We start from the raw sequence: 24200 nt of genomic DNA, 5'->3' as shown, positions 1-24200 counted from the left end.
CCGCTCGGGGCCCGCCGGGGCCCTCCGCTTCTCGCCAAGATCGCCACTCAAGATCGTTTCCGAGCACGGGCGGTGAGCACCCGGTGAGCGGACGGAGAATTCCGCGCCAGGTCCCGGTGAACTAATTCATAAGGCGACTAAAACCGCGAGCGTAATGATCAACGGATTGGGTAAAGCGGGCATCATTGAATAGGCATTCCGGCCGGAATAAACCGGAGCCTGAGATCAATGCCACATCACATCGTCATCACAAACGCTCTGATTCGACCTAGTGGGGCACTCACTCGCTGTAACGTCGATTGGGTGCGTACCGAACGAAACCTGACCCGTCTGGACCGGCTGTTCGCCCGGCTAGACCGTGAGCCGGAACGACCGGCCCACCTCGATGAGCCGCGGATGAGCCCGCACCGGGTCGTGCTCTTCAGCGCGACGCTGGCCTTCTACGTGGCCATCGTCGTCGCCGTCGTGGCCACCTCCTGGCTCGTCCGGTTCGACTGGCAGGTCATGTTCTTCCGGCCCTACCAGCAGTGGCCCGAGGTCCACGGCTTCCTCGACTACTGGGTGGTCCTCGGCCAGCGCGGCCCGACCGCCGTGATGGTCGCGGCCTGGCTCGGCTGGCGCTCCTGGCGGCAGCACACGCTGCGCCCGCTGCTGATGTTCGGCGCGGCCCTGCTGCTGCTCAACGCCACGGTGGGCGCCGCGAAGATCGGCATGGGCCGCCTCGGCCCGCACTACGCCACCGTCATCGGCTCGAACGAGATGTGGCAGGGCGGCGATATATTTCCTTCGGGCCACACCGCCAACGCCGTCGTGACCTGGGGAATCCTGGCCTATCTCGCCTCCACGCCGCGCACCCGCCGCTATCTGTCGGCGCTCTCCGCCGTCGTCTCCCTCAGCGTCGGCCTCACCACCGTCTACCTGGGTACGCACTGGCTCAGCGACGTCCTGCTCGGCTGGGCCGCCGGCCTGCTGATCCTGCTCGCGCTGCCCTGGGTCGAACCGCTCATCACCCGTGTCGAGGCCTGGATCCTCAGCGTCCGGGACGCCTGGGCCCGCCGCGGCGGCCGCCCCGCCACGACCCCGGTCCCCGCCCCGGCCCTGGTCCCTCAGCGCGCCTCCGGCGGTCCCGCGGGCCCCGGCTCCCCCGGCGACGAGCAGCCCGTCCGCGAGCCCGTGGCGACCGCCCGCCCCCGCACCCCCGCCTACCTCGCCCCGGGCCCGCACACCGCCCGCTGCGAGCGCACGCCGGTCACCCCTCAGGGCCCCCGCCGTCCGCCGCACCCCGAGCGGGTGCGCGGCACATCGGCGCGGCCCCTCGCGGGCGGCTGAGCGCCCCCCGACCGCGGGAACGGTACGCACAGCTGGATCCCGCACCGCGAAGGCCCCGGACACCACTGTGGTGTCCGGGGCCTTCGCACGTCGCTCCCGGGGGCGCCCTGTGCGGGGCGTGGGGTGCGGGAGTGGCCGAGGGGGCGCTCAGCCTTTCCAGCAGCGCGTCACCGCGCCGTCCGCGACCTCGAAGTTCAGCCGCCCCGCGAGGTACTCCATGGTGATGAAGGCGCCCGGCGGCAGCGACCTGACGGTGGACCAGCCGCGGGCACGGGCCCGGCGCTCGGCGTCCTCGGCGGCGAGGCCGACGTAGGAGTCCGGGCTGTCCTGGGGCTCGGGGGCGGGTGTCGGTATGGGTGCCATGACGGTCACGTTAGGCGGCCGACGCGGCGCGGGGAAGTCCCGATAGCCGTGCACCATGCGTCACCGGTGCCCCTCTGGTCACGCTTCTGTCACAGGATCACGACGCGCGTTTCGCCCGGACTTCGTCACACGTACGAGCGGTTCGTTGCTCCCGAGAGTCGAATTCGGCGTGAACTCCGGGTCACCCGGGCGGCCCTGGAGAGACCGCGGAAAAACCTCTCGGAACGCTGCCGGAAGATCCTTCCTGAGGCCCGGCAATGCCTCCCGGATTTCTTTACCGATCCTCCGCATTCTCGATTACCGGGCGCTTCCGGTGAGGTGACGGGGCATGAGGAATTCATGGTTCCAGGGCGCGTGGAGGGCCGTTGCCGGAGTGTGCCCGGCGCCGGAACGCGGTAGGCGCGCCGCCGGAACGAGGGACGCCCCCTGTCGGATCCGGGGGCGCGGCGACATCATGGCCTGTGCTTCGAGCAAGCCCGGGACGGGACAGCGAAGGGGCAAGCGATGGGGACGCAGACGGTGCGGGCGCAGGCGGGGCCGGCGCGGGAGCGGACGCCGGGGCGGATCGTCGTCGACTGGCTGACCACCACCGACCACAAGAAGATCGGGCATCTCTACCTGATCACGTCGTTCGCGTTCTTCCTGATCGCGGGTCTGATGGCGCTGCTGATGCGGGCCGAACTCGCCCGCCCGGGCCTGCAGCTGATGACCAACGAAGAGTTCAACCAGATGTTCACCATGCACGGCACGATCATGCTGCTGCTCTTCGCGACGCCGACGTTCGCGGGCTTCGCCAACGAGATCATGCCGCTGCAGATCGGATCGCCCGACGTGGCCTTCCCGCGTCTGAACATGCTCTCGTACTGGCTGTTCCTCTTCGGCGGCCTGATGGTGCTCGGCTCGCTGCTCGTGCCGGGCGGGCCCGCGGCCTTCGGCTGGTTCGCGTACGCGCCCCTGAACAGCCTGGAGCGGTCCCCCGGCATCGGCGCCGATCTGTGGATCATGGGGCTCGCGCTGTCCGGCTTCGGCACGATCCTCGGCGCGGTGAACTTCCTGACCACCATCATCGGCATGCGCGCGCCCGGGATGACGATGTTCCGGATGCCCATCTTCACCTGGAACGTCCTGTTCACATCGATCCTGGTCCTGCTCGCGTTCCCGGTGCTCGCGGCCGCCCTGCTCGTCCTGGAGGCCGACCGGCGCTTCCACTCCGTGGTCTTCGACGCCCAGTTCGGGGGCGCGCTGCTGTGGCAGCACCTCTTCTGGTTCTTCGGGCATCCGGAGGTCTACATCATCGCGCTGCCGTTCTTCGGCATCATCACGGAGATCATTCCGGTGTTCAGCAGGAAGCCGGTGTTCGGCTACGTCCCGCTGGTCGGCGCGACGATGGCCATCACCGGGCTCTCGGTGGTCGTGTGGGCGCACCACATGTTCGCGACGGGCGCGGTGCTGCTCCCGTTCTTCTCGTTCATGTCGTTCCTGATCGCGGTGCCGACCGGGGTGAAGTTCTTCAACTGGACGGGGACGATGCTCAAGGGGTCCCTGTCGTTCGAGACACCGATGCTGTGGTCCGTCGGGTTCCTGGTGTCGTTCCTGTTCGGCGGCCTGACGGGGGTCATCCTCGCCTCGCCGCCGCTGGACTTCCACGTCACCGACTCGTACTTCGTCGTGGCGCACTTCCACTACGTGGTCTTCGGCACCGTCGTGTTCGCGACCTTCGCGGGCTTCTACTTCTGGTGGCCGAAACTCACCGGCAAGATGCTCGACGAACGGCTCGGGAAGATCCACTTCTGGACGCTGTTCGTGGGCTTCCACGCGACGTTCCTCGTGCAGCACTGGCTGGGCGCGGAGGGCATGCCCCGGCGGTACGCGGACTATCTGGCGGCCGACGGCTTCACGGTCCTCAACACGGTGTCGTCCATCGGCGCCTTCCTGCTCGGCCTGTCCACGCTGCCGTTCCTCTACAACCTCTGGAAGACCGCCAAGTACGGCGAGAAGGTCGAGGTCGACGACCCCTGGGGGTTCGGCCGCTCCCTGGAGTGGGCCACCTCCTGCCCGCCGCCCCGGCACAACTTCGTCACGCTCCCCCGGATCCGCTCGGAGTCCCCGGCGTTCGATCTGCACCATCCCGAGTACGCGGCGCTGCGGGCGCCGGACGACCAGACAGATCACCCCGGTCCAGGGCCCGGCTGAGCCGGTCCCTGACCGACCGGATCCGCTCGCTGAGCCCCTGGGGTTCGAGCACCTCGAACTCGAAGCCCAGGAACAACAGATGGAAGACCATGAACTCCGGGCTGCCCGCCCCGGTCCGCAGCAGGCAGGTGCCGTCCGTCTCGGCCTGAAGGGTGCCGTCGGACGGCGTCACCCGCTGGGCCGCCTCCTCCAGGGGCACGAGGAGGCGGACGGTGGCCTGCGCCGCGTAGGCGCGCGTGGAGACGCCCCTGGAGACGTACGCGGCGAGGTCGGCGACGGGCGGGGTACGGGGCTCGCAGCGCGGGCCGTGCGGGGGCTTCGGCGTGATGCGGTCCACGCGGAACGTGCGCCAGTCGGCGCGGTCCAGGTCCCAGGCGACGAGGTACCAGCGGCGTTCGGTGCACACCAGGCGGTGCGGCTCCACGACGCGGCGGCTTGAACTGCCGCCGTGGTCGCGGTAGTCGAACCGCAGCCGCTCCGAGTCCCGGCAGACGGCGGCCAGTTCGGTCAGGACCGAGGGGTCGACGGCCTGGGAGCGCGCGGTGTGCAGCATCGGCACGGTGAAGGCGTTGAGCGCGCCGACGCGGCGCCGAAGCCGCCCCGGCAGGACCTGTTCGAGCTTGCCGAGGGCGCGTACGGAGCTCTCCCCGATGCCCTCGATGCCCTGCCCCGCGGCCGTGCGGAGCCCCACCGCCACGGCGACCGCCTCGTCGTCGTCCAGAAGCAGCGGCGGCAGTTCGGCGCCCGCCCCCAGCTGGTAGCCGCCGCCCGTGCCGGGGCTCGCGTTGACGGGGTAGCCGAGCTCCCGGAGCCGGTCCACGTCCCGCCGCACCGTGCGCGGGGTGACGCCGAGCCGCTCGGCGAGGTCGGCGCCGGACCACTCGCGGTGGGCCTGCAACAACGAGAGCAGCCGCAGCAGCCGGGCGGAGGTCTCCAACATGAGGGCGATTCTCCCCCGGCCGCAGACCGGAGCCGACGACCGGCCCGGCTAACCGGCGGCCGCCGCCACCCGTACCGCCAAGTCGTTGTCGTTCGTGTAGTACGGGCCCACCTCGACCTGGCCGCCCACGCAGTCCACCCGCTTCACCGGGTACGTGAAGATCGGCTTCTTGTCGGCCACGTCGTCCAGGAGGCGGGCGAGGCGGATGCGCGGTCCTTCGTCGCCCGCCGGACGCAGCCACAGGTCCCAGACGCCCTCGGCGTCGGCCAGTTCGGCGTACGGCAGGGCGAAGCCGAAGTCCGGGGCCGCGAGGGCCGCGGGCGTCACCTCGGCGTGCAGGACGCGGGAGACGTCGCCGCGCAGGACGGCCTCGACGCGCGCGGCGCCGGTCAGCGCGGTGCCGTAGACCCGGCCCTGCCCGGTCAGGCCCGTGCCGTCGATGCGCAGCTCGCCGACCTCGGCGTGCGGGGCGCGCAGCCAGGCACGCACCGACAGGTTGCCCTGCTTGGTGGCGTACGGGATGCGGACCGCGACATGGCCGCGGCTACCGCTGGGCGCGCGGTCGACCAGCGAGCGCAGGTCGTTCACACCCGGCACGAGGCGGCGCGGCTCGCCGCCCTCGACCTGCGCGTACGCGTTCCAGCGGCCCTCGGCGAGCTCGACGCTGCTGGGCAGCGCGGCGCGCAGGCTGCCGTCGGCCGCCGGGGCCAGCGGCAGGCGCACCTCGACGGGCGGGTCGGAATCCCGCAGCCGAAGCAGCAGATGGGCGTCGCCCGCCCCACCGGGGTCGGTGACGTCGAAGGTGAGACCGCCCGCGGAGTCCGCGATGCAGTCGGCGCGTGGCGCGATCGGCTGCGCCTCGCCCGTCGTGGCCTCCCGCGAGTCGTCCAGCGTGCCCCGTGTGAACACCGCCGTCATGCCAAGCCCTTCGTCGGTACCGTCCGGCGGGCGTCCCGCACGGCGTACGCGCCGCCGAGCAGGGCCCCTCTCGCGCGGTGCATCGAGCCGCGCACCCGGCCGCCCAGCGAGCTGCCTCGCGTGAGCATGCCCTGGAACATGTCCTCGTAGCGCTCGGCGATGCGGGCCGGGTCGAAGCGCTCGGAGTCCTCGAGCGCGGCGCCCGCCATGCGCTGCCGCAGCGCGTCGTCGTTGATGAGTTCGAGCAGTCCGCCCGCGATCGCGTCGGCGTTGCCGACCTCGACGAGGCGGCCGTCCACGCCGTTGTCGATGATCTCGCCGGGGCCGTGCGGGCAGTCGGTGGCCACCACGGGCAGGCCACAGCGCATGGCCTCCACGATGGTCATGCCGAACGACTCCAGGCTGGAGGTGACGGCCGCGATGGAGCCCTTGGCCCACTCCGGCTCGATCGGGTGCGCCGGGCCCATGAGGAACACGTGGTTGTACAGGCCGAGGTCGTCGATCAGCTTGCGCAGCTTGTCCTTCTGCTTGCCGCCGCCGTAGATCCGCAGGCGCCAGTCCGGACGCTCGCGGCGGACCTTGTCGAAGGCGCGGATCAGCAGGTCGTACCGCTTGACGGGGGCGAGCCTGCCGGCCGCGACGACCCACTTGTGGGAGCCGTCGGCGGGCTCGATGCCGGGCGCGGGCACCGGGTTCGGCACCGCCTGCACATGGACGCCGGGCAGCCGCATCCGCTGGCGGTAGGCGTGCGCGTCGGCCTCGGTCGTCGTGGTCAGGACGTCCAGGCGCGGGTACACGCTGCGCAGCTGCAGGCGCAGGTCCTTGGAGTGGCTGTCGAGGGTGAGGTGCTCCTGGCCGACGCGCAGCACGCCGCGCCGGGCCTGGCGGGCGATGTGCACGTTCAGGCCGGGCCGGGTGCCGATGACGACGTCGGACTTCAGGGCGGACAGGTGGGCCGCGATGCGCTCGTCGGTGAGGGCGCTGTACTGGGCGTAGCGCCCCTCGGCGCTCGGGAAGACCTTGGCCGGGGTGCGGTAGGCCTCCGTGTCGCCCTCGTACCCGGGGCTGTTCTTCCGGATGTCGACGAGATGGCTCAGCCTGATCCGCGCGTCGGGAGTGAAGACCGGCTCGTCGCGGTGGCGCAGCACCGACACGATGTCGACGTCATGGTGCTCGGCGAGGGTGTTCGCCAAGTTGTACGTCGTCCGGATCGTCCCTCCGATCCCGTACGCGTTGTGAATCAGGAAAGAGATATGCATACGTCCCCGTATTCCGCGCTTACCTGCGGACAGTCCGTCTCGTCCGCCTACCGAGGGGTTAGACGGGAATCTCAGGCCAAGGGTTGGGTCGAAAATCCGTCTTGTTCTGAAACGGTCGCCTGAACGTGAGCCGGAACGGGGAACTCCGTGACTGGTACACCCATCAGGGCTGGTAGGAGAGCTGCGGTACGTCGAAGCAGGTACGGTTCATGTCGCCCTGTGTGACCCAGCCCTCATCGTCGTTCCAGCGGGCGACGGACACGCAGGTCTCCCGTGTCCTCGGTGGCTCGGACCGCCGTTCGTACGTCACGGGCAGCAGCAGGCCGTCCGCGTCGTACGGTTCCCCACGACTCATGAAGCGGTCGACGCAGGCCCGCGTGACGTCGCCCGCGGACGCCAGGCAGGACTTCGCCGCGTCCGTGAACCACATCGCGGCCGCCCAGCCCTCCAACTGCCACTGGGAGCGCGTCTTCGCGCCCTTCGTGGCGTCGCGGAACTCCCGCACCGCCGGGTGGTCCGTGTCCTCGTGGTTGCGGCTCGCACCGGTGGCCCAGAGGGCGTTGCGGCAGCGCGGCGCGTCCTTGTAGTCGTCGGCCACGGTGGATGACCAGTTCTGGACGTTGGTCACCTTCGCGGTGATGTCCGCGTCGGCGTCGTCCATGGCCTTGCACAGCTGCGCGTTGCCGTGGGTGTCCATCGCGTCGAAGACGAGGTCGACGCCGCGGTCCTCGAGGTCGGCGGCGACGGCACGGAAGTTGGGCAGCGCGAAGTCGACCTGCTCGGTGACGACGTCGTAGCCCTCGGTCTCGAGGCCCCGCTTCACGAGGCGGGCGTACGCGGCCGACGCGGCCTGGTTGTAGGAGACGACGGCGGCGGTGCGGGCGCCGTGCTCGCGCTTGAAGTAGCGGTAGACCTCGGTGCCGCCGACCAGCTTGCCGTCCCAGCCCGGCTTGCCGGTGCGCGGGGAGATGCTGCCGTAGATGCCGTAGAGGTGCGGGTAGGTGTCGTAGGCGGAGCCGATGGGCTGGCCGCCGATGTCGGGCACGGCCGCCTTGGACACGCGCGGGGCGCCCGCGTAGTCGAGGGAGGTGGTGGCGACGAGAGCGACGACCTTCTTCTCGTCGAGCAGCTTGTGCACGCACGCGTTGTTCCCGACGCCGCTGCCGCCGTCGTCGCAGGTGTGCACCTCGACCTTCCGGCCACCGACGCCACCGCGGTCGTTGAGGCGCTCGAAGTACGCCTCGGCGCCGTCGCGGGGCCCGGTGAAGGCGGAGCCGCCGACCGGGCTCGTGGCGCTGGTGATGATGCCGACCCGCACCGGTGGCCCCTCCTGGGTGCCGCGCGGCGCGGGCGGGCGCTCCTCGAAGTCGCTCTCCGGGAGGCGGCTGCCGCAGGCCGCGGCGGCCAGGAGCGCGGCGGTCGCGCACAGGGCGAGGACGCCGGAGCGCAGGCGCCGCCGGGCACGACGACCCCGCGGAGCCTGGGCGGGCCCTGCCCGGCGGCTGTTCAAGGCCTCAGCAGCCGGGGCCGGGCGACGCGTTGCCGCTCAGCTTCACCAGGGCGCACAGCGTCTTCACGGACACCTTCCAGGTGTCGTCCTGGTGCACGGCCGTCCCGCTGGCGGTGGGCAGGGCGGTGGCGCCCTTCAGTGTCAGCGCGTACGTCACGTCGGCCTCCGTCGCCGAGGTGAACTCGACCTTGCCGACCTTCGCGCCGACCTGCTTGCCGCGCTCGTCCCCGCTGAAGCCCTGGAGGACCGCGCGCATCTTCGGGCCGTTCTCCAGGACGGCCTCCTTGTCCCGCATGGACGTGGCCGGGTCGAAGAACTTCTCGAAGTTCTTCCGCACCTCCTTCTCGGCGGCCGCGGGGTCGGCGGGCTCGTTCCCGTCGGGGGCCGCACCCGACGACGGGGGCTCCGCGGGAGTCTTCTCCGTCTGCTCCACCGAGGGCTTCGGCGGCGCGTGGTCGTCGCCGCCACCGCTGTCGTCACCGCAGGCCACGGCGGCCGGAGCGATCAGCAGGACCACGGCTGCCGCCAGCGCCGCGCTCCGCACCCTTCCCCGCCGAAGACCACTCCCCCGCCTGGGGCTTGTCCCGAGAACCATCTGGCTCACCACCGGGTGTCGGTCCGGGCGAAGAGCACCCGGAGCTTTCAGGGTCAGCTTCCAGAAGGCATAGTGCAAGCCATTGGCCGACATGAACAGACCTGTCAGTAACAGACCTGTCTGACTTACGACGTCTCCCAGGGGGCCTCGATGCGGGCGGCACGAACGGCTCAGCGATCTCCCGCGGCGTCCTCGGCCGCCGCCCGCGCGTCCCGGCTGCGCGCCGTGCACCCGATGCTCTGGGCGGCGTTCGCGTCCCTCGCGAGCGGCGCGGTGCTCTGCGTGATCGGCTGGTACGGCGTCTCCGGCGAGCGCTTCGCCGAACGGCAACTGCCCTATCTCGCCTCCTGCACGGTGCCGGGAGCCGCCCTGATCGTCGCGGGCGCGGTGCTCCTCGCACACGGCCGCGGCGCGCTCGCGGCGGCGCGCGTCGAGGAGTTGTACGGGCTGCTGGTCGCCGTCGAGGGCCAGGACCCGGCGGCCGTGCGCGCCGAGCGGGCCGCAGCGCCCCTCGCGGTCAGTGCCGACCTCCTCGTCGTACCCGGCGGCAGGCTCCTGCACCGCGCGGACTGCCCGCTGGTGGCGGGGAAGCCGGAGGCGGTGCCGCCGGACCCGGGCCTGCTCGCGTCCGGGACGACGGGCCCGTGCCCGATCTGCGCGCCCCCGACGGAACGGACCGACCCCACTGCCCCACCTGCCCCACCTGCCCCGACCGGCTCGGAGGCCTGACCCGGTGGCCTCCCTGAGCTACGACCTCACGCTGGCCGGGCTCTCCGTCGGCAGCGCCGCCGCCCTCACCGGCATCGGCCTGATCGTCACCCACCGCGCGACGGGCGTGCTCAACTTCGCGCACGGCGCCATCGCGATGGTCTGCGCGTATCTGCTGCGCCAGCTCACCGTCGAGTGGGACTGGCCGCTGTGGCTCGCCGCGGCGGTCACCCTGCTCGTGGTGGCGCCCGCGATCGGCCTGATCCTCGAACGCGTGGTCTTCCGGCCGCTCGCCGTCCTCGGCGGCGACCCGGCGCAGACGCTGGTCGCCTCGATCGGGGTGTTCGTGCTCCTGGTCGGCGGGGCCGCGCTGATCTGGGGGCAGGGCGCCCGCGCGGACGTGCCGACGCTCGTCTCGGCGGACCCCTGGGGGCAGTTGGCGGCCGCCGTGGTCCTCGCGCTCGCCGTGTGGGCCCTCACGCGCTTCACCCGCTTCGGCGGGGAGCTGCGCGCGGTGGTCGACGACCGGCGGCTCGCGGTCCTCGCCGGGATCGACGCGGACCGGGTCGCGGCGGCGGGCTGGGCGTTCGGCTCGTTCACCGCGGGCCTGACCGGCGTGCTGCTCGCCCCCTACGTACGTCTCGACCCGTACGGCATGCCGCTGCTCGTGATGGAGGTCGTGGCCGTCGCCGTGGCCGCCCGGATGCGGAACCTGCCGGTGGCGGTCGTCGTGGCGCTCGGCATCGGTGTGGCCCAGAGCCAGCTGACCCGGCTGCACCCGTCCGGCTGGGGCGAGCCGCTGCTCCAGGCCGTCGGCGCGAACCTGTTCGTGGTGGCGCTCCTGATCGCCGCGCTCGTCCTTCCGGGCGTCGGCACCGGGGACGCGCTGCCGCGCACCGCCACCGCCCGCCTCCCCACGCCGCCCGGCGCGTGGATAGTGGCCGTCGTCCTCTTCCTCCTGCCCCTCGGCTTCGCGGGCCCGGACCTCACCACGTCCGTGCAGGTGCCCGCGCTCGGCGTCATCCTGCTGTCCCTGGTGGTGGTCACGGGACGCGGCGGGCAGATCTCCCTCGGGCAGGCGGCGTACGCGGGTCTTGGCGCCCTGTTCACGGCGCTGCTCGCGGCGGGCCGGTTCCCGGGCCTGCCGGAGCTGCCGACGCTGGCCGCGCTGGCGGTCGCCGTGCTGCTCGTCGCGCCCCTCGGCCTGCTCACGGGCTGGCCCGCGATCAGCCGCCACGGCCTGGCGCTCGCCCTCGCCACCTTCGCGGTCGGCGTCGGGGTCAGCCGCTTCGTCTTCGCGCAGCCGTACGCCACGTCCGGCCTGAGCCTCGGCCGCCCCGCGGGCTTCGACGGCGACCGGGCCTACTACCTCCTCGAACTCGCCCTGCTCGGGAGCGCGCTGCTCCTCGTGGCGGCCCTGCGGCGGGGCCGCACGGGGCGGGCGCTCGCGGCGATGCGGGACCACGAGGCGGGTGCGGCGGCGGCCGGAGTGCCCGTGCGGACGCTGAAGCTCGGCGCGTTCGTGACGGGCGCGGCGCTCGCGGCGCTCGGTGGCGGCATGCTCGGCATGGGCTTCCGGGCCTTCGACCCCGCCGCGTACGACCCCGTGCGGGGACTGCTGTGGTTCGCGGCCGTGGTCGTCCTCGGCGCGGACAGCCTGCTCGGCGCGCTGCTCGCGGCGGCACTCCTCGTCGGCCTCGACGCGGGCGCGCGGGGCGGGGTCGCGGCGGCGGTCGTCGGCGTCCTCGCCATCCTGATCGGCCGCTTCCCCGGCGGCCCCTACGAAGCCCTCCGCACCACAACCCGCCGCCTGCGCCGCCTCCCCCACCTCACCCCCACCGGCCTCCGGGCCCGCACAGCCCTGACCCGCACCTCACCGAACGCCGCAGCCGACTGCCGCGCCGTGGGCAGTCGTGCCGCAGGGCGATGGGGGTCCCCCCTGGCTGAGCGGAGCCGAGAGCTCGGGGGCGGGTGGGCGCAGTCCCAGGCCGAGGGCGAAGGCACCCCGGCCCTCACCCGGGCCAGCGGCAGCCCCGGCGCCGACCCCGGCACTGACCCCGACACCGACACCGACCCCGGCACAGGCACTGACACCAGAACCGGCACCGGCACCAGCACCAGCACCAGCACCAGCACCAGCACCAGCCAGCCTCCGGTCCCCGGCGCGAAGGGCGACCATGCTCCCCGCCCACCGGGGCGCACCTCCGGGACCCGCTCCCGGGGAGCCGGGGCGCCCCCACCCCGGCCCCCCACACTCAAGGCCCACGGCCTGTCCCTCTCGTACGACGGATTCACCGCCCTCCGAGACATCTCCCTGGACGTCCCGCCGGGCCGGGTCACCGCCGTGATCGGACCCAACGGCGCCGGAAAGAGCAGCCTGTTCCACTGTCTGGCCGGAACGGTGCGGCCGGACGCGGGCCGCGTCACGTTCGCGGACCGGGACATCACCCGCCTCCCGGCCCACGCCCGCACCCGCGCCGGCGTCGCCCGCACCTTCCAGCAACTCGCCGTCTTCCCCACCCTGACCGTCGCCGAAAACGTACGGGTGGGCGCGGAACAGGGCCGCCTGCGCGACCCCGGGGCCCCGGACCGGGCGCTCCGCCTGTTCGAGCTGACCCCCGTCCGCGACCACCCCGCCGCGGACCTGCCCACCGGCACCCTGCGCCGCGTCGAACTGGCCCGCGCCCTCGCGGGCGACCCGCACGTCCTGCTCCTGGACGAGCCCGCCGCGGGCCTGGACACCGCCGAGGTGACCGCCCTGACCCGGATCCTGCGGGCGCTCGCCGCGGACGGCACCGCCCTCCTTGTGGTCGAGCACGACCTGGACCTGGTCGCGGGCCTGGCCGACCGCGTGTACGTCCTGACGGCGGGCCGCGTCGTCGCCTCGGGCCCCGCGGGCAAGGTCCTCGCCCCCCGCCGCACCCCCGATGGCGGCCCACCGTGAACCGCACCCTGGAACTCCGCGCCGCCCGCGTGCGCTACGGCCCCCTGGAAGCCCTGCACGGCGTGACCCTCAGCGCCCCCTCCCCCGGCCTGACGGTCCTCCTCGGCCGCAACGGCTCCGGCCGTAGCACCGCGCTGCGCGCCCTGGCCGGAACGGTCCCGGTGTCCGGGGGCACCGTCGTCTGGGACGGCGCGGACATCACCCGGCTGCCCGCCCACGAACGCGCCCGCCGCGGCCTGTGCCTCGTGCCGGACCGGAGGGCCGTCTTCGGCTCGCTCACCGTCGGCGAGAACCTGGAGCTGGCGCACGCCCGCGGCGACATCACCGCCGCCCTGGCCGCGTACCCGGAGCTGCGCCCCCTGCTCGCCCGCCGCGCGGGCACCCTGTCCGGCGGCGAACAGCGCATGCTGGCCGTCTCCCGGGCACTGCTCTCGGACGGGCGCGCGGTCCTCGTCGACGAACCCACCCAGGGCATGGCACCGGCCGTCGCCTCCCGTACGTACGACCTGCTCATGGGCCTGGACGCGGGTGTTGTCGTCGCCGAGCAGCGGCTTCCGCCCGGCCTGCGCGGGCGCGCGGGCCGGGCGGTGGTGGTGTACGAACTGCGCCGCGGCGAGGTCGTGTTCGCCGGGGAGGCCGCGGAGGTGCCGCTGGAGTGAGGCCGCTCACTTGTCCGGGACGACGAGCACCGTCCCGGGAGTGAGCCGGTCCGGGTGCGGCCCCACCGTCTTGCGGTTGGCCTTGTAGAGGGACTTCCAGCCGCCCTTGAGGTGATGGCGCCGGGCGATGGAGCTCAGCGTGTCGCCACGCTCGACCACGTGCGTGATCCGCACCGGCAGCAGCGCGTAGCGGTCAAGGCCCGCCGCCTTGACCCTCTTGGAGCAGACCGGCCACGCCTTCCAACCCTGGTTGCGCAGCACCTTCTGGGCGATCCTGATCTGCTGCTCGCGGGTGGCGAGGTCGGCGCGGGGGGCGTAGGCGAGGCCGCCGTGCTCCACCCACGTGGGCTGGTAGAACTGCAGGCCGCCGTAGTAGTTGTTCCCGGTGTTGGCGTCCCAGCGGCCGCTGCTCTCGCAGTGGGCGAGGCACGCCCAGGGCCCCTCGGCGCGGGAGCAGACGTAGGCGTACCGAGAGGCCTCGGCGCCCGGCAGCGGCGGCGGGGGCGACGCGGTCGCCGACGGGGCCAGGAGCGACAGGGCCGCCGTGACGAGCAGAGTCACGGACCGGGGCCGAAGACGTGTGTTCGACAGCGGGTGCATCGGGTCACGCTAAGCAGATCATCGGTCCGGTACGGCCCGCGCCGCGCCACCGCCGACGCGGCCCCACCCGGTCGGCTGAAGCCGCTGACGCCGCGACCGGTCGGGCCCGGCCGCGGCGTCAGAGCTGTCGAGCCGTCAGACACAGCTCGACTGCAGAACTACAGAACTACAGAGCCACAGAGCAGCAGAGCGTCAGACCACGAGCCGCTGCCCCGGCACGATCACGTTCGGATCGCCGCCGATGACCCCCTGGTTGGCCGCGAAGATCCGCTGCCAGCTCGTGCCGTGCGCCGCCGCGATGCGGCTGAGCGTGTCACCGGACCGCACGGTGTAGTTGCCCGAGCCGCCGGGCGCGCGGTGGGCGGTGCCCCGGTCGCTGCGGGCGGGGGCGCGGTACGTCGGAGCGGGCTGCTCCGGTGCCGCCTTCGGCGCGGTGGACCTGGGCGCCGCGGGCTTCGGTGCGGAAGGCGCGGTCCCGCCGGGGGCGGAGCCGTGGGCGCCGGCGCGCGCCGAGCAGGACGGCCAGGCCCCCCAGCCCTGGGCGCGCTGGACCTTCGTCGCGACGGCTATCTGCTGTGCCTTGGACGCCTGCGCGGCCGTCGGCGCGTACGCCGTGCCGCCGTACGCCCGCCAGGTCCCGGCGGAGAACTGGAGCCCTCCGGAGTAGCCGTTACCTGTGTTGATCTGCCAGTTCCCACCGCTCTCGCAGCGGGCGATCCGGTCCCACACTCCGCTGTCCGCGGCGGCCTGGCCGCTCGCGGCGAGCAGTGCGAGGGGCGCGAGGAGCGCGGCCCCGCCGAGCACTGCCGTCCTGCGAATGTACTGGGGACGAACGGACATGAATTTCCCTCTCCACGAACCCGGGCTCCCCCGGGCTCCACGGGCCCCGCGCGTATCCGACGCCGGGTTCCCGCCGAGCCCCGCCCGCCGGTCGGACGGCGCGCCGCCGTCCCGCCTCCGGGATCCGTGCGGATCCGGGGCGGTCGATGAGGCTGCGCGGCGCCCTGCCGCACCGAGGAGCCGGAAGTCCGGCCGGTGCGATCGGCGTGCGTACCCGAGCGGTGCTCACTGCACACGGCGGTGGAATCTAGGAGCGCTCCCGCCCCGTCATCAACCGGATCCTCGTCATTCCAGGCCAGTTGACCGTTACCGGGAGTATCATCGACTTTCGGACACCCACTTAATAGTTCGATATCGCCACATGTCACCCCTCATCCGAATCGATCTGTGACTCACTTCACCTCCCCAACTTCCCTGCCCTCAGCAGTCGTTGACGCGGAGTGACCGATTCCGCCCGTCAACTCACGCTCCGCTCAGGACAGTTCAATTCCGTTCGCTCCCGCGCGTGACTTGTACCACTGATCGCCCGTTGTCTCCTTCATGAGCCGGGCACCACCCGGACACCCCACGCATCGATTCCGAGGAGCCACCCGTGCCGCGCATGCTCGACCTCAGCGACGAGGTACGCGCCGAGATCGGCGATGAAGAAGCCGACCGCCTGCTCGCCGGGGAGAACGCCCCGGGCGCCTACGACTGCACCTCCTGTCGCACCCCCGGCGACTCGGACCGCGAGCGCACCAGCACCGTCCTGTTCGTCGGCGACGAGACCGCCGTGCTCGCCTTCGCCCACGCCGTCTGCCTGCCGTCACAGATCGTCGAGGTGGCCGAGGAGCAGCTTCAGGGCGCCGTCCGCTCGATCACCGGCGACACCCCCGACACGGGCGGCGCCCCCGACTCCGCCGCGGGCCCCGGCGGCCGCCCCGAGCAGGCCGTGCTCGGCGTCACCAGCGGGCTCGTCCTCATCGAGGGCGAGCTGCGGCCCGCGCTCGTCGTGGAGCCGACCGGGCCGATCTCCCGCCCCGGCGCCGCGCCCGGCGGCGGCGACGAGTTCCTGTCGCTCCTGATCGAGCAGGGCTTCATGCCCACGACGTCGCTCGACGGCGTGCCGCCGACGCTGCACGGCTGGTCGGTGCTGCTCGCCATGGGCCAGCTGCACGCCATCCTCCAGCCCGGCACCGCGGGCGGCCCGCAGGTCGCCTGGTGGCAGGCGCACCAGGCGCTCCAGGTCACCGAGGGCTGGCGGGCCGCCGCCAACAAGCTGCAGTCGGTGCTGCTGTTCGCGGCGCCCGCGGGCGCCATCGGCCGCCAGCCCCGCGAGGACCTGCTGCGCGACGCCTTGGACCGGGCCGCGGGGCGCGGCCAACTGGTCGCGTGCGCCATGCCATTGGCCGGTACGTGAGCCTGGCCCTCCTTCCGTCCGCGCGCCGCAAGACCGGCGCGCGGACGGCACCACGGCGGCCGCTGCCTCCTACCAGGCGAACGAGGTGCGTTTCCCCGCATCCGACCGGCCCCGGGGTCGTTGGCCCAGACGTGCACGCATACGATCCCTCACCCCACCGGCCGTACCAGAGCCCCATCCCGTCCATGCGCACGGCGCAGGACACCTCGGGCACCCACTCGGCCACGCCGATCTACGACGCGCTGTACTCGGAGTACATGAGGGCGTTCCGCGCCCTGCCCGGCGACAGGACCGGCGAGGAGGAGCTGAGGTTCAACGCGTTCGGCACCGCGCCCCACGGCAGCCAGCACAGCGCCGTACGGCACGAGGCGCGGTACGAGCCGCGCCACCCGACCCGGCACGACCCGCGCTACGACCCGAGGCACGACCCCCGCCACAGCCCCTTCCACGTCGCCCGCTACGGCCAGCCGAGCCAGGCCGACCACACCGGCTACGGCCAGCTCTTCCCGGCCGCGCTCCCGCCGGGCCCGCGCCGCGAGCGCTGACCCCGCACTCCGCGAGCCCCCCGCGCTCCCCCACAAGCCGATGCCCGGCCTTCCCCGTGGAAGGCCGGGCATCGTCGCGTCCGCGAAGTTCACGGGGGCGGGCGCGCCCGCCCCCGTACCGCGGCTACTTCTTCTTCTGGGTCTTCTGGCCGCGCTTCTCGCGCACCCGCACCGAGATGTGGATCGGCGTGCCCTCGAAGCCGAACTCCTCGCGGAGCCTGCGCTCCACGAAGCGGCGGTAGCCGTGCTCGATGAAGCCCGACGCGAAGAGCACGAACCGCGGCGGCTTCGTGCCCGCCTGGGTGCCGAACAGGATGCGCGGCTGCTTGCCGCCGCGGACCGGGTGCGGGTGGGCGGCGATCAGCTCGCCGAGGAAGGCGTTCAGACGCCCCGTCGGCACGCGCGTCTCCCAGCCCTCCAGAGCCGTCTCGATCGCCGGGACCAGCTTCTCCATGTGGCGGCCCGTGCGCGCCGAGACGTTCACACGCGGCGCCCAGGCGACCTGCGCGAGCTCCGTCTCGATCTCCCGCTCCAGGTAGTAGCGGCGCTCCTCGTCGAGGGTGTCCCACTTGTTGTACGCGAGGACGACGGCGCGGCCCGCCTCCACAGCCATGGTGACGATGCGCTGGTCCTGCACGCTGATCGACTCGCTGGCGTCGATCAGGATGACGGCGACCTCGGCCTTCTCGACGGCGGCGGCGGTGCGCAGCGAGGCGTAGTAGTCGGCGCCCTGCTGGAGGTGCACCCGCTTGCGGATACCGGCGGTGTCGACGAACTTCCAGGTGACGCCGCCGAGTTCGATGAGCTCGTCGACCGGGTCGCGGGTGGTGCCCGCCAGTTCGTTGACGACGACGCGCTCCTCGTTCGCGACCTTGTTCAGGAGCGAGGACTTGCCGACGTTCGGGCGGCCGATGAGCGCGATGCGGCGGGGGCCGCCGATGGCCGTGCCGAAGGACTGCGCGGGCGCCTCCGGCAGCGCTTCGAGGACGGCGTCGAGCATGTCGCCGGTGCCGCGGCCGTGCAGCGCGGAGACCGGGTGCGGCTCGCCGAGGCCGAGCGACCACAGCATCGCCGCGTCCGCCTCCGCGGAGGGGCCGTCGACCTTGTTGGCGCACAGCACGACGGGCTTGCCCGCCTTGCGCAGGAGGCGCACGACGGCCTCGTCGGTGTCCGTCGCGCCGACCGAGGCGTCCACGACGAAGACGACGGCGTCGGCCGCCTCGATCGCGTACTCCGCCTGGGCGGCCACGGACGCGTCGATGCCGAGGACGTCCTGCTCCCAGCCGCCGGTGTCGACGACCTTGAAGCGGCGGCCCGCCCACTCGGCCTCGTAGGTGACGCGGTCGCGGGTGACGCCCGGCTTGTCCTCGACGACGGCCTCGCGGCGGCCGATGATGCGGTTCACGAGTGTCGACTTGCCGACGTTGGGGCGGCCGACGACGGCGAGCACCGGAAGCGGGCCGTGGCCGGCCTCCTCGATGGCGCCCTCGACGTCCTCGACGTCGAAGCCCTCTTCGGCGGCGAGCTCCATGAACGCTGCATACTCGGCGTCGCCAAGCGCACCGTGGTCGTGCTCGGCGTGCTGGGCCGAGCCCTCGCCCTCGGGCTGGATCTGGTCGTTCATGAAGTCCGTACCTCGTCGTTCATCGTGGTGATCGGTGGCCCGCCGCGCGGCGGGCCACTACTGAAAGTCTTACTCAGCGCCCGGTGAGGCGCCTGGCGTTCTCCAGGTGCGCGGTGAGCTGCCCCTGGATGCGCACGGTCGCCTCGTCCAGCGCCGTGCGCGTACGCCGCCCGCTGCCGTCACCCGCCTGGAACGGGTCGCCGAAGACGACGTCCACGCGGCCGCGCAGCGGCGGCAGCTGCTTTATCAGGCGTCCGCGCCGCTCCGTGCTGCCGAGGACGGCGACGGGCACGATCGGCGCCCCCGAGCGCACCGCGAAGTACGCGAGGCCCGCGCGCAGCGAGGCGAAGTCGCCGTCGCCCCGGGTGCCCTCCGGGAAGATCCCGAGGACCCCGCCCTGGTCCAGGACCGCGAGCGCGTCCGTAATGGCCGTGCGGTCGGCCGTGGAGCGGTCGACCTGGAGCTGGCCGATGCCCCGCAGGAACGGGCCGAGCGGCCCGACGAACGCTTCCTTCTTGATCAGGAAGTGCGTAGGCCGGGGCGCCACGCCCATGACCATGGGGCCGTCGACGTTGTGCGAGTGGTTCACGGCGAGGATCACCGGGCCGGCCGCGGGGACCCGCCAGGCACCCAGGACACGGGGCTTCCACAGGCCGTACATGAGGCCCACGCCGATGCGGCGGCCGACGTCGGCGCCGCGCTCGGAGGGGGCGCCGCGCCCGGTGGAGTCCGCGCGCGCCGACGCGGGCCCGCGCTCGCCGGGAACCTGGCTCACTTCCCGGCCCGCTTCTCCTCGACGAGCGTGACGACGCACTCGATGACCTGCTGGAGGGTCAGCTCGGTGGTGTCGACCTCGACGGCGTCGTCGGCCTTGGCCAGCGGGGACGTCTTGCGGCTCGAATCGGCGGCGTCACGCTTGATGAGGGCCTCGCGGGTGGAGGCGACGTCGGCGCCCTTCAGCTCACCGGAGCGGCGGGCGGCGCGGGCCTCGGGCGAGGCCGTCAGGAAGATCTTGAGGTCGGCGTCGGGCAGCACCGTGGTGCCGATGTCCCTGCCCTCGACGACGATGCCGAGCTCGGCCGCGGCGGCGATGGAGCGCTGCAGCTCGGTGATCCGGGTGCGCACCTCGGGCACGGCGCTGACCGCGCTCACCTTGGAGGTGACCTCGGGGGTGCGGATCGGGCCCGCGACGTCCGTGCCGTCGACGGTGATGGTGGGGGCGGACGGGTCGGTGCCCGAGACGATCTCCGCCTTGCCGGCCGCGGCGGCGATGGCGGACGGGTCCGCGAGGTCGATGCCGTTGGCCACCATCCACCACGTGATCGCCCGGTACTGGGCGCCGGTGTCCAGATAGCTCAGGCCGAGCTGGGCCGCGACGGCCTTGGACGTGCTGGACTTCCCCGTGCCGGAGGGCCCGTCGATGGCGACGATCACGGGGGCCGGGCCTGCGGCGGCGGTCTTTTCCACGGATTCCACGGGGAGCGGACACCTTTCTCGGTGCGGGGGACGGGGTGGGCCGCCTGCTCGGCGCCCCGCACAAGGTTACTGGCTCCGGAGTGGGCCCCTTCCCGGTCCCGGGCCGAGGCCGCCCGCCGCCCCTTCCCGGCTCCCTGCCACAGCGACCCGGCTCCTCGCCACAGCGACTCGGCCCACCGCCACAAGGACGCGGCCCCTCGCCACAGCGACTCGGCTCACTGCCGCAGCGACCAGCCGCGCTCCCGCAGCCCCGCCGCGAGCCCCGGCGCCGCCTGCGGCTCGACCATGAGCTGGACGAGGCCCGCCTGCTGGCCGGTGGCGTGCTCGATGCGGACGTCCTCGACGTTGACCCCGGCCCGCTCCGCGTCGGCGAAGATCCGGGCGAGCTGGCCCGGCTGGTCGTCGATGAGGACGGCCACGATCTCGTACACGGCGGGGGCGGAGCCGTGCTTCCCGGGGACGCGGGCCTGGCCCGCGTTGCCGCGCCGCAGCACGCCCTCGACGCCGGTGGCGCCGTCCTGCCGCTTGGTCTCGTCGGCGGACTGCAGGCTCCGCAGCGCGGTCACGGCCTCGTCGAGGTCGGAGGCGACCTCCGCGAGCAGGTCGGCCACCGGGCCGGGGTTCGCGGACAGGATGTCGATCCACATCCGCGGGTCGGACGCCGCGATGCGGGTGACGTCACGGATGCCCTGGCCGCAGAGGCGTACCGCCGACTCCTCGGCGTTCTCCAGGCGGGCGGCGACCATGCTGGCGACGAGGTGCGGCATGTGCGAGACGAGCGCGACCGCCCGGTCGTGGGCGTCGGCGTCCATGACGACGGGCACGGCACGGCACAGCGCGACCAGCTCCAGGGCCAGGTTCAGGACCTCGGTGTCGGTGTCCCGCGTCGGGGTCAGGACCCACGGCCTGCCCTCGAAGAGGTCCGCGGAGGCCGCGAGGGGCCCGCTGCGCTCCCGGCCGGACATCGGGTGCGTGCCGATGTACGGCGTGAGGTCGAGGCCGAGGGACTCCAGGTCGCGGCGCGGCCCGCCCTTGACGCTGGCCACGTCGAGGTAGCCGCGCGCGGACCCGCGCCGCATCTCCTCGGCGAGGGTGGCGGCGACGTGCGCGGGCGGCACGGCGACCACGCACAGGTCGACGGGTCCGGTCGGCGGCTCGCTGGTGCCCGCCCCGAGCGCGGCCGCGGTGCGCGCCTGCTCCGGGTCGTGGTCGGCGAGGTGGACGGTGACGCCGCGGCGGGCCAGGGCCTGGGCGGCGGAGGTGCCGATGAGGCCGGTGCCGATGACGAGGGCGCTTCTCACTGGGCGATGTCCTTGCGGAGTGCGGCGGCGGCGCCGAGGTAGACGTGCGCGACCTCGGACCGCGGCCGGTCGGACTCGACGTGGGCGAGTATCCGCACGACGCGCGGCATGGCTCCGTCGATGTCGAGTTCCTGGGCGCAGATCAGCGGTACGTCGGCGAGGCCGAGCTCGCGGGCCGCGGCGGCCGGGAAGTCGCTGTGCAGGTCGGGGGTGGCCGTGAACCAGATGGAGATCAGGTCGTCGGCGGTGAGGCCGTTCCGCTCGAGCACGGCGGCGAGCAGCGCTCCGACCCGCTCACTCATGTGGTCGGCCGCGTCCCGCTCCAGTTGGACGGCGCCCCGCACCGCTCGTACCGCCACCGTGCTGCTCCTCGCTCGCGTACATCCGTCGTGCTGTCCCGACTGTCTGCGTGACCAGGGTAGTCAGGGCCCCGGACGCGCGTGCGCGGCGCCCGCCTGCCGAGACGGTCGCCGCGCGCCGCCGGACCGTGGCGGGGCTCCGGCCGACCGCGCCGGCACCCCGCCGCCGGACCGCGTCAGAGCCCCTGCTTGCGGATGATCTCCTCGAGGGACTCGGTCGGCATCCGGCCGTCCGGCGTCAGCTTGTCGACGGTCCCCGGCAGGACCTGGGCGATCTGGTCCGCGGCCCGCTCGGGCGAGACGCCCGCCTGCTCGGCGGCCTGCCGGAGCGCGTCGTCGGGCACCGCCTGGCGCACCTGCTCGCCGGTCACCGGCTGGTTCTCGCCGGACCCCACCCACGACTGGGTCTGATCGGTGAGCCCGGCCTTCGTCAGGCCTTCCAGGAGACCGCCCAGCGGGTTGTTGCCGCCGTTCTTGTTCATCAGCGCGCCGAGCAGGGCGCCGAGGACGGCGCCGCCGCCCCCGGAAGCGACCCCGCCTTGCTGCCCTCCGCCGCCGAGGAGACCGCCGAGGAGACCGCCCAGATCGTTTCCCGCCATGGTGGTGCTGCCTTTCGGTTCAGTGGCCGGGCCCGCCCTCGGGGCCCCGGACCCTGCCAATGTCACCCGCGGCGACACCCTCCGCCACTTGGCGCAACCGGCGCGAGACCCACCCGCACCACTGGCGCACAGCCTCCGTGCGCCTCTGGACGCCGGGGTGCGGGTCGGCTTGCATGGAGAGTCAGGCCGCGCGCCTCGGGGGGCACGTATGAAGCGCTCAGGACCCTTGTTCACGCTGCTCGCGGGGCTGGTGTTGGCCCTGTTCATGCTGTCGGTCAACGCGACGTCGGGGACGGGCAGTTCGTCGTACTCGGACTCCTCGTCCGACACCTCCGGCACCGCTGGACCGTCGGTGTCTCCGACCGCGGGCCCCCCTTCGAAGGGCCCGAGCCCCTCCCGTACCGCCGCTCCCACGCCCTCGTCCACGCCCGCGAAGAAGCCCCCGTCCGACGCCCGGTACACGGGCCGCACGGACGACGACTCGGCCTCGATCGCCATCACGCTCCGTGACGGCGAGGCGGTCGCGTACTTCTGCGACGGCCGTGCCACCGAGTCCTGGCTCAAGGGCGACGTCGAGGACGACGGGTCGATGCGGCTGACCGGCAAGAACGGCGCGAAGCTCGACGGCAGGATCGTCGGCGACAAGGTCCGTGGCACCGTCGAGATCCGCGAGCGGACGTGGGCGTTCACCGCCCCGAAGACCCGCAAGCCGGCGGGGGTGTACCGAGCCACGTCGGAGGTGCGCGGCGAGAGGCTCGACGGCGGCTGGGTCGTCCAGGCCGACGGCAGCCAGGTCGGCATCCTCAACCGCGACGGCGAGCCCGCCGCGGCCCCCCGGCTCGACCCGGACACCGGCGCCGTCGCCCTGGCCGACGGCGACCGCCTCACCGCACGCCCCGTGGTGCCCTGACCCCGCCCGCACCCTCGACCGCCGCCCCCCGCGCCCGCACGCGATCCCGCGTCCACCAGGGAGCCCTCATGAGCGTCGACCCGAACGCCCCCACCCAGGGGGGTTTCCCCGTGCCGCCCGGCGCGGGCGGCCCGCCCCGCGCGCACCCCGCCCGCTATCTGGTGCCCGCCCTGGTCGCCGCCGCGGTCGCGGTGGGCCTCGGGGCGTACGGCAAGGTCCACGACCCGGAAGGCACCGCCTTCAATCTCGCCGGGTTCAGCAGCACCGGCGCCGTGAAGTCCTGGCTCGCGACGACGGCGCTCGGCTTCGCGGTGCTCCAGGTCGTGTCGGCCCTGATGGTGTACGGCAGACTGCCGGGCCCGTCCTGGTCGGGTGTGCTGCACCGCTGGTCGGGCCGGGTGGCGTTCCTGGTGTCCGTGCCGGTCGCGGTGCACTGCCTCTACGCCTTCGGGTACCAGACGACGACGCCGCGCGTGCTGTGGCACTCCGCCCTCGGCTGCTTCTTCTTCGGGGCGTTCAGCGCCAAGATGCTGCTGCTCCGCTCGGAACGGCTGCCGGGCTGGCTGCTCCCGGTGGTGGGGGGGCTCGTCTTCGCGGTGCTCACGGTGGTGTGGATGACATCGGCGCTGTGGTTCTTCCGTACGTTCGGGGTGAGCACGTGAGCGGCGGCGGGCGCCCCAGCCGGCGCACGGCCCTGGCGGCGGGCGCGCTGGCCGCCGCCGCGGCGGCCGGGTGCTCGAAGTACGGCGACGAGGGCGCGGACCCCGAGCCGCCGCCGAGCAGCCCGGCCGCGTCCCGCTCCAAGGGCTCGCCGGGCAAGGACGGCGAGGCGCCGCCCGAGGGGCCCGTGCTCGCGAAGACGTCCGACATCCCGGTCGGCGGCGGCAAGGTCTTCAAGGACGAGAAGGTCGTCGTCACCCAGCCCGCCGAGGGCGACTTCAAGGCCTTCTCGGCGGTCTGCACGCACTCGGGGTGCACGGTCCGCGACGTCGACGGCGGCACGGTCAACTGTCCCTGCCACGGCAGCCGGTTCCGGGTGGCGGACGGGGCGGTCGCGGGCGGCCCCGCGCCACGTCCGCTGCCGCCGCGCGGCATCGACGTCACCGGAAATTCCATCAGGCTCACCTGA

General features: G+C 73.3%; 23 protein-coding genes and 1 pseudogene. 10 read left to right on the top strand and 14 right to left on the bottom strand.

The window, feature by feature from the left end:
• The first annotated feature begins 303 nt into the window (after window positions 1-303).
• A complete protein-coding gene (locus tag QUY26_RS31800) occupies window positions 304-1329 on the top strand; it encodes a phosphatase PAP2 family protein (RefSeq protein ID WP_289952777.1) in 1026 nt (341 codons plus the stop codon).
• 147 nt (window positions 1330-1476) lie between these two features.
• On the opposite strand, the gene QUY26_RS31795 is transcribed toward QUY26_RS31800, so the two are convergent.
• The gene (locus QUY26_RS31795; RefSeq protein WP_289952774.1) at window positions 1477-1692 is read right to left on the bottom strand and encodes an I78 family peptidase inhibitor; all 216 of its coding nucleotides are present in this window, start codon (window positions 1690-1692) and stop codon (window positions 1477-1479) included.
• 504 nt (window positions 1693-2196) lie between these two features.
• On the opposite strand from QUY26_RS31795, the gene ctaD reads away from it, so the two are divergent.
• Complete coding sequence (gene ctaD / locus QUY26_RS31790; RefSeq protein ID WP_289952772.1) at window positions 2197-3885, top strand: aa3-type cytochrome oxidase subunit I; 1689 nt, start codon at window positions 2197-2199, stop codon at window positions 3883-3885.
• Here ctaD and QUY26_RS31785 read toward each other — a convergent pair.
• The 5 genes and pseudogenes from QUY26_RS31785 to QUY26_RS31765 form a co-directional block, all read right to left on the bottom strand.
• Window positions 3770-4825: a helix-turn-helix transcriptional regulator gene (locus tag QUY26_RS31785; protein WP_289952771.1), complete on the bottom strand. Its 1056-nt coding sequence runs from the start codon at window positions 4823-4825 to the stop codon at window positions 3770-3772. The two genes, ctaD and QUY26_RS31785, sit on opposite strands and share 116 nt — an antisense overlap.
• A gap of 48 nt (window positions 4826-4873) precedes the next feature.
• On the bottom strand, window positions 4874-5743 hold the full coding sequence (locus QUY26_RS31780; protein WP_289952769.1) for a hypothetical protein: 870 nt from the start codon (window positions 5741-5743) through the stop codon (window positions 4874-4876).
• 206 nt (window positions 5744-5949) lie between these two features.
• A pseudogene (locus QUY26_RS31775) lies at window positions 5950-7002 on the bottom strand (glycosyltransferase family 4 protein); the annotation flags it as partial.
• Between the two features lie 163 nt (window positions 7003-7165).
• On the bottom strand, window positions 7166-8512 hold the full coding sequence (locus QUY26_RS31770; protein ID WP_436840442.1) for an ABC transporter substrate-binding protein: 1347 nt from the start codon (window positions 8510-8512) through the stop codon (window positions 7166-7168).
• A gap of 4 nt (window positions 8513-8516) precedes the next feature.
• Window positions 8517-9107, bottom strand: coding sequence for a hypothetical protein (locus QUY26_RS31765; RefSeq protein ID WP_289952766.1), 591 nt, complete (start codon window positions 9105-9107; stop codon window positions 8517-8519).
• A 150-nt stretch (window positions 9108-9257) separates the two neighbouring features.
• Here QUY26_RS31765 and QUY26_RS31760 point away from each other — a divergent pair, with 150 nt between their 5' ends.
• Genes QUY26_RS31760 through QUY26_RS31750 form a run of 3 tightly spaced genes read left to right on the top strand, consistent with a single transcriptional unit; the run spans window position 9258 to window position 13418 of the window.
• Entirely contained in the window at window positions 9258-9836 is a 579-nt protein-coding gene (locus QUY26_RS31760; protein WP_436840441.1) for a hypothetical protein, read from the top strand.
• Window positions 9837-9840: 4 nt separating this feature from the next.
• A complete protein-coding gene (locus QUY26_RS31755; protein WP_289952764.1) occupies window positions 9841-12759 on the top strand; it encodes an ABC transporter permease subunit in 2919 nt (972 codons plus the stop codon).
• The gene (locus tag QUY26_RS31750) at window positions 12756-13418 is read left to right on the top strand and encodes an ATP-binding cassette domain-containing protein (protein WP_289952758.1); all 663 of its coding nucleotides are present in this window, start codon (window positions 12756-12758) and stop codon (window positions 13416-13418) included. Before QUY26_RS31755 ends, QUY26_RS31750 begins: the two co-directional genes overlap by 4 nt.
• Window positions 13419-13424: 6 nt before the next feature.
• Here the strand turns inward: QUY26_RS31750 and QUY26_RS31745 are convergent, their stop codons facing one another.
• The gene (locus QUY26_RS31745) at window positions 13425-13979 is read right to left on the bottom strand and encodes a transglycosylase family protein (RefSeq protein ID WP_289952757.1); all 555 of its coding nucleotides are present in this window, start codon (window positions 13977-13979) and stop codon (window positions 13425-13427) included.
• A gap of 231 nt (window positions 13980-14210) precedes the next feature.
• Window positions 14211-14858: a transglycosylase family protein gene (locus QUY26_RS31740; protein ID WP_289952756.1), complete on the bottom strand. Its 648-nt coding sequence runs from the start codon at window positions 14856-14858 to the stop codon at window positions 14211-14213.
• Window positions 14859-15450: 592 nt separating this feature from the next.
• Between QUY26_RS31740 and QUY26_RS31735 the strand changes: the two genes are divergently transcribed.
• Together QUY26_RS31735 and QUY26_RS31730 are read left to right on the top strand one after the other, a co-directional pair.
• Window positions 15451-16257, top strand: coding sequence for a hypothetical protein (locus QUY26_RS31735; protein ID WP_289952754.1), 807 nt, complete (start codon window positions 15451-15453; stop codon window positions 16255-16257).
• 185 nt (window positions 16258-16442) lie between these two features.
• Window positions 16443-16802 (top strand): hypothetical protein, encoded by a 360-nt coding sequence (locus tag QUY26_RS31730; protein WP_436840440.1) that lies wholly within the window; start codon window positions 16443-16445, stop codon window positions 16800-16802.
• Window positions 16803-16926: 124 nt separating this feature from the next.
• Here the strand turns inward: QUY26_RS31730 and der are convergent, their stop codons facing one another.
• From der to QUY26_RS31700, 6 genes are all read right to left on the bottom strand, one after another.
• Entirely contained in the window at window positions 16927-18426 is a 1500-nt protein-coding gene (gene der, locus QUY26_RS31725; protein WP_289952750.1) for a ribosome biogenesis GTPase Der, read from the bottom strand.
• A gap of 73 nt (window positions 18427-18499) precedes the next feature.
• Window positions 18500-19240 (bottom strand): lysophospholipid acyltransferase family protein, encoded by a 741-nt coding sequence (locus QUY26_RS31720; RefSeq protein ID WP_436840439.1) that lies wholly within the window; start codon window positions 19238-19240, stop codon window positions 18500-18502.
• Window positions 19198-19902 (bottom strand): (d)CMP kinase, encoded by a 705-nt coding sequence (gene cmk / locus QUY26_RS31715; RefSeq protein WP_289952749.1) that lies wholly within the window; start codon window positions 19900-19902, stop codon window positions 19198-19200. The genes QUY26_RS31720 and cmk overlap by 43 nt, the downstream gene beginning before the upstream one ends.
• A 215-nt stretch (window positions 19903-20117) precedes the next feature.
• Window positions 20118-21203 carry a prephenate dehydrogenase gene (locus tag QUY26_RS31710; protein WP_289952748.1) on the bottom strand — a complete coding sequence of 362 codons (1086 nt, stop codon included), beginning with the start codon at window positions 21201-21203 and terminating at the stop codon, window positions 20118-20120.
• A complete protein-coding gene (gene aroH, locus QUY26_RS31705; protein WP_289952747.1) occupies window positions 21200-21562 on the bottom strand; it encodes a chorismate mutase in 363 nt (120 codons plus the stop codon). The genes QUY26_RS31710 and aroH overlap by 4 nt, the downstream gene beginning before the upstream one ends.
• A gap of 176 nt (window positions 21563-21738) precedes the next feature.
• On the bottom strand, window positions 21739-22227 hold the full coding sequence (locus QUY26_RS31700; RefSeq protein WP_436840438.1) for a YidB family protein: 489 nt from the start codon (window positions 22225-22227) through the stop codon (window positions 21739-21741).
• A 142-nt stretch (window positions 22228-22369) separates the two neighbouring features.
• Here QUY26_RS31700 and QUY26_RS31695 point away from each other — a divergent pair, with 142 nt between their 5' ends.
• The 3 genes from QUY26_RS31695 (at window position 22370) to QUY26_RS31685 (ending at window position 24200) form a co-directional block, all read left to right on the top strand.
• On the top strand, window positions 22370-23071 hold the full coding sequence (locus tag QUY26_RS31695; RefSeq protein ID WP_289952741.1) for a hypothetical protein: 702 nt from the start codon (window positions 22370-22372) through the stop codon (window positions 23069-23071).
• Between the two features lie 68 nt (window positions 23072-23139).
• Complete coding sequence (locus QUY26_RS31690; RefSeq protein WP_289952739.1) at window positions 23140-23733, top strand: DUF6529 family protein; 594 nt, start codon at window positions 23140-23142, stop codon at window positions 23731-23733.
• Window positions 23730-24200 carry a Rieske (2Fe-2S) protein gene (locus QUY26_RS31685; RefSeq protein WP_289952736.1) on the top strand — a complete coding sequence of 157 codons (471 nt, stop codon included), beginning with the start codon at window positions 23730-23732 and terminating at the stop codon, window positions 24198-24200. The genes QUY26_RS31690 and QUY26_RS31685 overlap by 4 nt, the downstream gene beginning before the upstream one ends.

This window comes from Streptomyces flavofungini, assembly GCF_030388665.1.
GTDB classification, from domain to species: domain Bacteria; phylum Actinomycetota; class Actinomycetes; order Streptomycetales; family Streptomycetaceae; genus Streptomyces; species Streptomyces flavofungini_A.
The sequence above is the reverse complement of the archived record's forward strand: the minus strand, read 5'-3'. Positions and strand labels throughout refer to the sequence as shown.